This window comes from Empedobacter sp. UBA7248 (assembly GCF_002472945.1).
Taxonomy (GTDB): domain Bacteria; phylum Bacteroidota; class Bacteroidia; order Flavobacteriales; family Weeksellaceae; genus Empedobacter; species Empedobacter falsenii_C.
Window position 1 is genome coordinate 1 of record NZ_DKSU01000010.1, and the last position, 9,522, is coordinate 9,522.

Sequence of the window (9,522 nt, forward strand, 5' to 3'; positions counted from 1 at the left end):
AAACCAAAAATGAAAAAGGTTCTCAATTTTTTAATTGAAAACCTTTTTCTATGTAACATAATTTTTAAGACTTATTTCCCGATACATAAAGTGATAGACTCCCTATTTGTCAGGTGTGTAGAGGGGTGAGGTGTAGTATTGGTGTATTGATTTTTATCGAAATTTTAACATTTAATCTCATTTTTTTACAATGCTTTCAACGTATTCTCGTAAAATCAGACTTTGAAATAAAGAAAATAGGTTATGATTGTTTAGATATTAATTATAAAATTTCTTCAATAAATATTATAAATAAAACTTAATTAATAGTGTTATAAAAATAAGAAAAAACTATTAAATTAATTTAGAATAAATAAAAATAATAAAATAGCTTTGTCAAAATTTTCAAAATGAAAAAAGTAACAATAGTACTTTCATTATTATATGCATCTATTTCCTTTGCACAAGAAAAGGATTCAATACAGACCAATACTTTAGGCGAAGTAATTATCAATACATTTATTAAAAAGGATACTGATACTTCAAATAAAATGCCTTTGAAATTCATTGAAAATCCTCAAGTTTTTTCGAGTATTGATAAATCAGTTTTAGAACATCAGGTCATTTTTACAATTGACGATGCTTATCGTAATGTAACAGGTTTACAAAAAATGTGGAATTCTACTGGACGATCTGGTGATGGAGGAGCTTATGTAACTTTAAGAGGTTTTGTTTCCAATAACTCTTTACGTAACGGTTTGGTAGCACCTGTTTCTACAACTATTGATGCTGTAAATTTGGAAAGATTGGAAGTTTTGAAAGGACCTTCCGCTACGATGTTTGGTAGTAATGTTACTTCGTATGGTGGAGTTGTAAATAGAATTACAAAAAAACCGCATGAGAGTTTTGATGGATCTGTGAGTATTGCAGGTGGAAGTTATAATTATTATCGAGCTTCTGCAGATGTAAATGCTCCGATTACGAATGATAATAAATTATTATTCAGAATTAATACTGCTTATACAAATTCTGGTACTTTTCAGAAAAAAAATAGTGGAAATGAATATTTTGCTTTTGCGCCTTCATTGCGATACAAACCAAATGATCGATTAGATATTAATGTTGATTTTGAGATGTACGAAAATAATGCAATGGCAGAGCAAATGTTTTTTTACTTAGCTGGTAATCCTTCTTTAGGGATTAATAATATGAATGATGTAGAACGAGTTTTGGGATTAGATTACAAACAATCTTACGTTGGAGATGATCTAAAAGCGAAATCAAAGGTTAGAAATTTATTTGGTCAAGTAAATTATAAAATTAATGATCATATAAAATCATCTACAAATATTAGTACTGCTTATTCTCAATCGAATGGATTTAGCCCATATTTTTATGTAGCTCCAGAAAGTACATATACTAAAAACCCATTAGATACAGAATTAGGTGTTATGCGTGCTGATCAATCAACAAGAGACAGTAAAAAAACAACTTTTCAAATTCAACAGAATTTTAATTTCGATTATACATTTGGTAAAATGAGAAATAGAACGGTTGTTGGTTTAGATTATATGCAAACGAAAGATAATCAGCTATTTATTTCTGGTGACTTTGATTGGGTTCCGTTTAAAAATGGAAATTATTCTAACATGAATAATCATACATTACAAGATTTTTATAATACTTCAAATTCGGTTGGTGAATATCCAGTTATTGGTGAATTAAATACGTATAGTGGATACATTTCAAATGTTTTTACGCCGTTAGAAGGATTAAATATTTTGGCTTCTGTTCGTTACGAGAACAATGATTCTAAAGAAGGATTATTATATAGTAATGCTACAAAAGCATATTCTCAAGCTTCTTGGTCTCCAAAGTTTGGTTTTGTATATGAATTTGTTCCAAGTAAATTCTCGGTTTTTGGTAATTATCAAAATAGTTTCAAAAGCAATGGATATTATACAATAGACAAACAAAACAATGTTGCATTGTCTGATCCTGAAAAAGCAAACCAATTTGAAGGAGGTTTAAAAATGAATATTTTTAACAATAAGATTAATGCGACTTTAAGTTATTATACTATCAATGTCAAAAATTCTTTGTTATATACAGGAGAATATACAGATACTTTTCAATCTGTTCAATCTCAATCAGGAAAAGTAAAAAGTGAAGGAGTTGAATTAGAAGTTAATGCTTATTTAGTGAAAGGTTTTTCATTAGTAGGAGGTTTAGCTTATAATAATGCTAAGGTTACAGAAAATCCAACAGATACTTCTTTAGAAGGGACAAGACCAACAACTGCAGGATCTGAATGGTTAGCAAATTTTAATGCAAGTTATCAATTCTTAGATGGTGCTATCAAAGGATTAGGTTTCGGAATTGGAGCAAATTATGCAAGCAAAAATCAAGTGAATAGTACATTCTATTTACCAGAATATTTTATCGTAAATGCAAATGCATTCTATGATGCGAAGAAATTTAGAGTAGGTGTAAAAGTAGATAATCTGACAAATGAGCATTATTGGATTGGTTATACAACGGCAAATCCTCAGCAGTTGATAAATGTTTCAGGAAGTTTAACATTTAAATTTTAATCGAAATGGCTTCCAAGCAAAAATCATCAAAAAAAGGAGGAAAACTGAAAAAAATCTTTGGTAAACTTCACCTTTGGTTTGGATTATTTATTGGATCAATTATTTTTATTGTATCAATAACTGGAGCATTATATGTTTTCAAAGATGAATTCGAAAACATAGCTCGTAAGGATGTGATCTATCATCAAGAAAAAGATATTGAGCATAAAAATGTAATTCCCATTCGTCAATTAGAAAAATTAGTTGACGAGCAAACCAAAGAAAAATATCCTATTCATTGGGTAAATATACCTCTGGATAAAAACATGTCGTATATGTTTTATTGGTATGAACATGATGTAAATGCTTGGAATTATTTTGATGAATTTCCTATTTACAAACAAGCTTATGTAAATCCATATACAGGTAAAGTTTTAAGAGTTTATGACGAAAAAAATGGATTTTTCAATATTGTGAAAATAATACATTGGAGTTTCTTATTAAAACAGAGCTGGGGAAGTTATGTAGTAGGAATTCCTGTTATTATCTTTATTTTTATGTTAATCAGCGGTATTGTATTGTGGTGGCCAAAAAACAAGGCAGCCAAAAAACAACGCTTCTGGTTCAGATGGAAAAATATAAAAAATTGGAAACGTAAAAATTATGATCTTCATAATATCTTAGGATTTTATTCCTCAATTTTCGCATTAATATTTTCTATTACAGGATTATTTTATGCATTTTTCTTTGTTCAAGCAGCTATTTATGTAATATTTTCAGGAGGTAATACAACATATCCAGATTTTTCACATATCAAAACAACAGCACCAATCGAGTTAAGAACAGAATCAACATTAGATAAAGTAATAGAAACAGTAAAAACAAGATACCCTAATTCATATGGTTTTTCTATTGATTTAGGACACGAACACATGGACGATCATGAGCATCCTAATTTTGAAGTTTATGTCGCACACAAAAAACAAGTTTATTACAGCAGTAGTAGCTTAATTTTTGATGAAAATTCAGGTAAATTATTGCATACACATGATCCGAAAGATAAGAACTTTGGAGAAAAAGTTATAGGTGCTAATTATGATATACATGTCGGATCAATTTTAGGATTACCTACAAAAATATTAGCTTTTATTGTTAGTTTAATTTGTGCATCTCTACCGGTAACAGGTTTTATGATTTGGTGGGGAAGAAGGAAAAAAACAAAAAAAGCATAAGTTTGATTTTACTTGAATAATAAGATACCTAATTAAAAACCTCAAATTTATTTTATGAATTTGAGGTTTTTAATTTCGAATGATAAAGTCTTAACTTCGTTTTTCTTCTTGTCTTTCTGGCGTCGATTTGTCTTCCGCAAGTCCCGCTTTCCAGTAAGAATAGGCGTATAATTCGGATGATGACCATTCCAATTCTTTCCTAAAATATTGTCGCAATTCTTTTACCGCAGCAAATTCGGCAGCAACGTAAGCAAATTTTGAATCGATGGTTGGAAGTTCAATTTGCTTCGCCAATGTGGCTAATTCACTTCCTTTTTCAGGATGTTCGTTGTAAATCCAAGAAATATCTATTCCATCAGGTTTTACAAGCAATTGTTCATCTTCTTTCGTAGGGATTTCAAGGAGCACTTTTCCTTTTGCATTTTTCGGTAAAGCCTCCAAAATACAACTGATAACGGGCAATGCGGTTGCATCGCCAATCAAAAAATACCAATCCGCTTGTGGATGAAGTGGCGCATCTTTCAATTTCATTGCAACGCCCAATTCATCACCAATTTCCGCATGTAAAGCCCAATACGAAGCAGGTCCATTTTCGCCATGATTGACAAAATCAACGATTAAACGATTGTTTTCCACATCAATTCCGCGGTGCGTGTACGTTCGCAAACTTGGTCGCACTTCTTCGGGAGGCAAAATAAGTTCTCTAGTTTCAGAATTTGTATGTGAAAAATGTACTTTCTTTTGTCCCGTTGGCGGAACAAAAATTTTATTATTAACGCCGATAATGCAGTTTTTATACGGTTGTACATCACCTTTCAGCGTAATGCGAATCATATGTGGCGTGATCCATTCTTTCTTTTCGAGCACGAATTTGTCTCGATGTATTTTGGGTGTCTCCATTTTTTATTTCTTTAAAACCGCTTGTTTAATATCATTTATCATCTGTTCTGTTGACGTCAATCCGCCTCCAGACAAATACCAAATCTGTGGATTTAGATAAATAATATTGTTGTTTTTATAGGCATTCGTTCTTTTTATTAATGCGTTTTCGATTTCATTTTTATTGGTTTTGATGCCGTTAACGACCGCCGCACGATCCAAAATAAATAAATAATCTGGATTAGCCTTTTCTATAAATTCGTTGGAAATTGGCTGACCATGCGTCGCCACTTCTAATGTTTGATCGATTGGTTTTACGCCCATCACATCATGAATAAATCCGAATCTTGAATTTTTCCCGTACGCGCTAAATTTCCCTTTGTTATAAAGAATTACCAATGCTTTTTTGTTTGATTTACTGATTTCATCTTTCGAAGAATTGATCGCCGCTTTTAGATCATTGATGCGTTTTTGAACCTTTTCTTCTTGACCAAATATTTTTCCTAGCATTAAATTATTTTTCTCGAAACTAGCCACATAATCCTTGTTGTCGACTTGCGTGTAAATGGTTGGAGCAATTTCAGAAAGTTGCTTGTAAAACTTCTCCGAACGAGCAGAAATAACTATTAAATCAGGCTGCGCTGCATAGATTTTTTCAAAATTGGGTTCCATCATCGAACCTACATCTGTAATCGATTTGTCGTCTTTCAGGAATTTTAAATGTTCGGGAATAAATTCCGCAGGAACTCCTACAGGTTTCACTCCCAATTCGTTCAGCGTTTCCATCGCACCAATGTCAAAAACAACCACTTTTTTGGGTTGAATAGGCACTGAAACCGTATCTAAAGCATGCACAATTTCTATGGTATATGTGGCATTTTCAGCGTTTTTTCCTTTTTTATCGCCGCAAGATGTTACGATGATTCCGATAGCCAAAGCTAGGGCAATGTGTATTTTTTTCATATAAATTTATTTAAAATAGTTGCAAATTTTAGTTCCGTTATGTTCTATAATTTCAAATTTCATATCGAATAGATTTTCTAAATTTTCGGCGGTAATCACTTCTGAAGTTGCGCCTTGGCTGAATATTTTACCGTTTTTCATTCCAACAATAGAATCGGAATAGTTGGCTGCAAAATTGATTTCGTGAATCACAATAACAATGGTTTTTTTCTTCTCCACAACCAATCGTTGAAGCATTTGCATAATCTGAACCGACAGTTTCATATCCAAATTATTCAAAGGTTCATCCAACAAAATATAATCGGTGTCTTGTGCAATAATCATCGCCAAAAAAGCCCGTTGTTTTTGTCCACCACTTAATTCATCCAAAAATTTTGTTCGAATATCTTCCAGTGAACAAAAAGCCAATGCATCGTTGATTTTTTCTTGATCGAGCGCAGTTAATTTCCCTTTTGAATACGGAAATCGACCAAAAGCAACCAAATCTTCAATCGTTAAACGAAGCTCCATGTGATTGGATTGTTTCAGAATTGCCAATTGTTTTGCCAAAGCATTGCTTTTAAAATCGGTTAACAATTTATCTTCCAAAACAACAGTTCCTTTGTCTTGATGCAGCAATCGGCTTATAATCGACAATAACGTACTTTTTCCCGCTCCGTTTGGACCAATCAACGAGATCAATTGCTCTTTTGGCAACGTAATATTGATGTCTTGCAAGACTTTTTGATTGCCAAATTGCTTTTCTATGTCCTTTATTTCGATCATTTCTTTTGCGTAGATTTTAGAATTAAATAGATGAAATAAACGCCACCTATAAAATTGATGATGATGCTTGTTGTGGTTGAAAAATTGAATAGATGTTCCACCAAAAATTGACCTAAAAACAAGATGACACAACCGATAATGGAACAATACCAAACCATTTTTCGATGTTTATTTGTTGGGAATAATTCGTAACAAATGTTGGTAACCATAATTCCTAAAAAGGCAATTGGTCCCACCAAAGCGGTAGAAACCGAAACCAAAATACAAATAATCATCATGTAGAATCGGATTAATTTTTCGTAATCCAATCCCAAATTAATAGCCTGTTCTTTTCCAAGTGCGATGACATCCAAATATTTCAAAAAAGGTTGAAGTATCAGTAGAGCAATCAATGTTAAAATCGTTCCGATGACTAACAAATCGGTATTCATTTTGTTGAATGAAACAAAAAGAGTGGTTTCTAACATGGAAAATTCATTCGGATCAAGAATGATTTGGAAAAACTGACTTATTTTTTCGAAAAGTGTTCCCAAAACGATTCCAATTAACAAGAGCAAATAGATATTTTGTTTCCCTTTTCGGAAGAGAATGAAGTATAAAATGATGGAAAATAGCAACATTCCGCCAATCGCGATAAAGAAATTATTGGTTTCTGTAATCGTTCGAAACGTAACGTCGCCATACATATAAATAAGCATGGTTTGAATCAGGATAAACACCGATTCGTAGCCCATAATGGCTGGCGTTAAGATACGATTGTTTGTAATGGTTTGAAAAATCAACGAAGAATAAGCGACTGCAACAGCAACTAAAGCCATTGTTGCCAATCGAATCAAACGTTTTGGAAGGATATATTCGTAATGCGTTCCTAGGTTGTAGCCTAAAAATAACAAGGCCGATCCAATGAAAAATGCGAGCAGAAGGTAGATATTCAAATTCTTTGTTCTCATTAGTTCTTACGTTTTAAAAGAATGACAAAAAAGAAAATTCCACCAATTACGCCTATTGTCAGCCCAATGGGAAGTTCGTAGGGGAAAATAATCCATCTTCCGACGATATCCGCAGCCAACAAAAATATCGCCCCAAATAAGGCGGATAGCGGCAACATGCGTTTGAGATTGTCGCCATACAACATGCTCACAATATTGGGAACGACCAAACCGACAAAGGGTATTGCGCCAACGTTTACGACGATGATACTCACCGTTAATGAAACGCAGATTAAGCCAATCAACAGAACTTGTTGGTAATTCAAACCCAAATTTTTTGCATAGGATTCGCCCATGCCCAAGACCACAAATTCGTTGGCGTAGTAATACAAAATGGCAACTGTAGGAACAATAAAATACAAGGATTCGTAATTGCCTTGCAAAATGTTGGAAAAATCGCCAATTAACCATCCAGTCATATTTTGTACAATGTTATTTTTGAAAGCGAAATACGTTGCAAAAGCATTGATAATATACCCAAACATGATTCCTAAAAGAGGAACGAAAATTATGTTTTTGTTTTTTACACGCTGAACTAAAATAATAAAAAGTATACTGAAAAGCGCTGTTACGATAAATGAAATCGTTGTTTTTGTAATCAAACCATAGGTTGGAAAAAGTAAAATGCAAATTAAAATTCCGAATTTTGAAGCTTCTATCGTTCCAATTGTTGAAGGCGAAACAAATTTATTTTGAGCCAATTGCTGCATCACAAAACCAGCGACACTCAATCCTACACCCGTTAATATCAGTGCCAAAGTACGTGGTAATCTGCTGATGATGAGAATCGATTGCTCATCGTTTGTATTATTGAATATGCTTTGTAATGTAACTTCTTTTACACCAACTAAAAGTGATGTTATAAAAAGAAACACTATCACTATACATGAAATGAGATACTTCAATTTAAGTTTTATTTAGACTAAATATAAGTAAATATATAAAAAATAATTATTCTTACAAGATAATATGATAAATATTATCAATTTTAATCTTTTCAATTTATAATCAGTTAGATATTGATTTAGTGTATCAAATGTCAATATACTTATAACAAATTAACTATCTATTATAAGTTATATTATAATCTTGTATATCAAATATGTTGGGATTAACTTTTCGTATAAATTAAATCTTACAAAATATAACAAAACTAACCTTCTATTATGAAAATCTAATAAAACTTTAAAATTTATAAACAAAATTTCAACTAACTTTAATATTGTGGAATTCAAAGGTTGTATTTGACTATTATTAGCATATCATAAAGTAGCAAGCTTTATATTTATTATTGTAACAGAATAATGGTGTGTAGTAGTGGTTTAGTAAAAGTTGTGAAAGTTTAATATTTTAAAGTAAAATATTCATGCCAGTTTTATAAACATAATTAGATTTAATAATTAAAATGAAATATATAATTATAATTTTCTGCTTTTCATAACTGTAGTTGATGCACAATTCGATTCAGAATATTATAACAATCACTCGAATGATACTATAAAAGCGGAAGTAATGAGATATAATTCTAAAGTTGTTTACTTCTTAGTGATTGAAGAAAAATAAAACTTAGATCAAAAGATATTAAATCATTTGTTGTAAATTAAGAATATGATAAATTAGTAAAATATGTAACCTTACAAAATGATAGGACTCATTTTTTTGAAGAAGCTGATGTTGGAGAATTATCACATTATTATTTAAGAATATTTAATCCATATGATTGTGAAAAGTTAAAATTTTCTGTACTTGTTAAAAATGATAATATTGTATATGTAAATGCATCAAATTTGAAAAAAAGAATAACTAAGTTCATAAGCGATTGTCCATAATTACTAAAACAATGGACACAAACAGATGAGTACCCAGATTATGATGTAATAAAAATTACAGAAGCTTATAATAAATGTAAAAGGTAAATAAGAAGTCAATATTTGTATAAGCTATTCATTGTATTTTAAGTTAAATTATTCTATGGTTTTATACAACGTTAAGATCTTGTTATTTTAACATATAAGTTTAAAATTATACTAAAATATTTATATTACTGTAACGTATTAAATTATAGTATTTGATAATATATTCAATGAATTGCTTTAACTAGTCTTTTTATTAAAAGTATAATATTATATAAAAATAATTATA

Annotated in this window: 7 protein-coding genes; 2 read left to right on the forward strand and 5 right to left on the reverse strand. The window is 30.9% G+C overall.

Translation table 11 applies throughout. From position 1 onward, the window contains the following. Positions 1–389: 389 nt before the first annotated feature. Positions 390–2,573: a TonB-dependent siderophore receptor gene (locus B4A23_RS11085; protein ID WP_291119964.1), complete on the forward strand. Its 2,184-nt coding sequence runs from the start codon at positions 390–392 to the stop codon at positions 2,571–2,573. 5 nt (positions 2,574–2,578) lie between these two features. Next, on the forward strand, positions 2,579–3,784 hold the full coding sequence (locus B4A23_RS11090; protein WP_291119967.1) for a PepSY-associated TM helix domain-containing protein: 1,206 nt from the start codon (positions 2,579–2,581) through the stop codon (positions 3,782–3,784). 90 nt (positions 3,785–3,874) lie between these two features. Here B4A23_RS11090 and B4A23_RS11095 read toward each other — a convergent pair whose 3' ends face one another. From B4A23_RS11095 to B4A23_RS11115, 5 genes are read right to left on the reverse strand one after another with little or no spacing between them, the layout of a single operon-like run. After that, complete coding sequence (locus B4A23_RS11095; protein ID WP_291119970.1) at positions 3,875–4,684, reverse strand: siderophore-interacting protein; 810 nt, start codon at positions 4,682–4,684, stop codon at positions 3,875–3,877. A 3-nt stretch (positions 4,685–4,687) separates the two neighbouring features. After that, the gene (locus tag B4A23_RS11100) at positions 4,688–5,626 is read right to left on the reverse strand and encodes a siderophore ABC transporter substrate-binding protein (protein ID WP_291119973.1); all 939 of its coding nucleotides are present in this window, start codon (positions 5,624–5,626) and stop codon (positions 4,688–4,690) included. A 6-nt stretch (positions 5,627–5,632) separates the two neighbouring features. Continuing rightward, positions 5,633–6,391, reverse strand: coding sequence for an ABC transporter ATP-binding protein (locus B4A23_RS11105; protein WP_291119975.1), 759 nt, complete (start codon positions 6,389–6,391; stop codon positions 5,633–5,635). Next, positions 6,388–7,341 carry an iron chelate uptake ABC transporter family permease subunit gene (locus B4A23_RS11110; protein WP_291119978.1) on the reverse strand — a complete coding sequence of 318 codons (954 nt, stop codon included), beginning with the start codon at positions 7,339–7,341 and terminating at the stop codon, positions 6,388–6,390. The genes B4A23_RS11105 and B4A23_RS11110 overlap by 4 nt, the downstream gene beginning before the upstream one ends. After that, the gene (locus B4A23_RS11115) at positions 7,341–8,261 is read right to left on the reverse strand and encodes an ABC transporter permease (RefSeq protein WP_286502413.1); all 921 of its coding nucleotides are present in this window, start codon (positions 8,259–8,261) and stop codon (positions 7,341–7,343) included. Before B4A23_RS11115 ends, B4A23_RS11110 begins: the two co-directional genes overlap by 1 nt. Positions 8,262–9,522 lie beyond the last annotated feature (1,261 nt).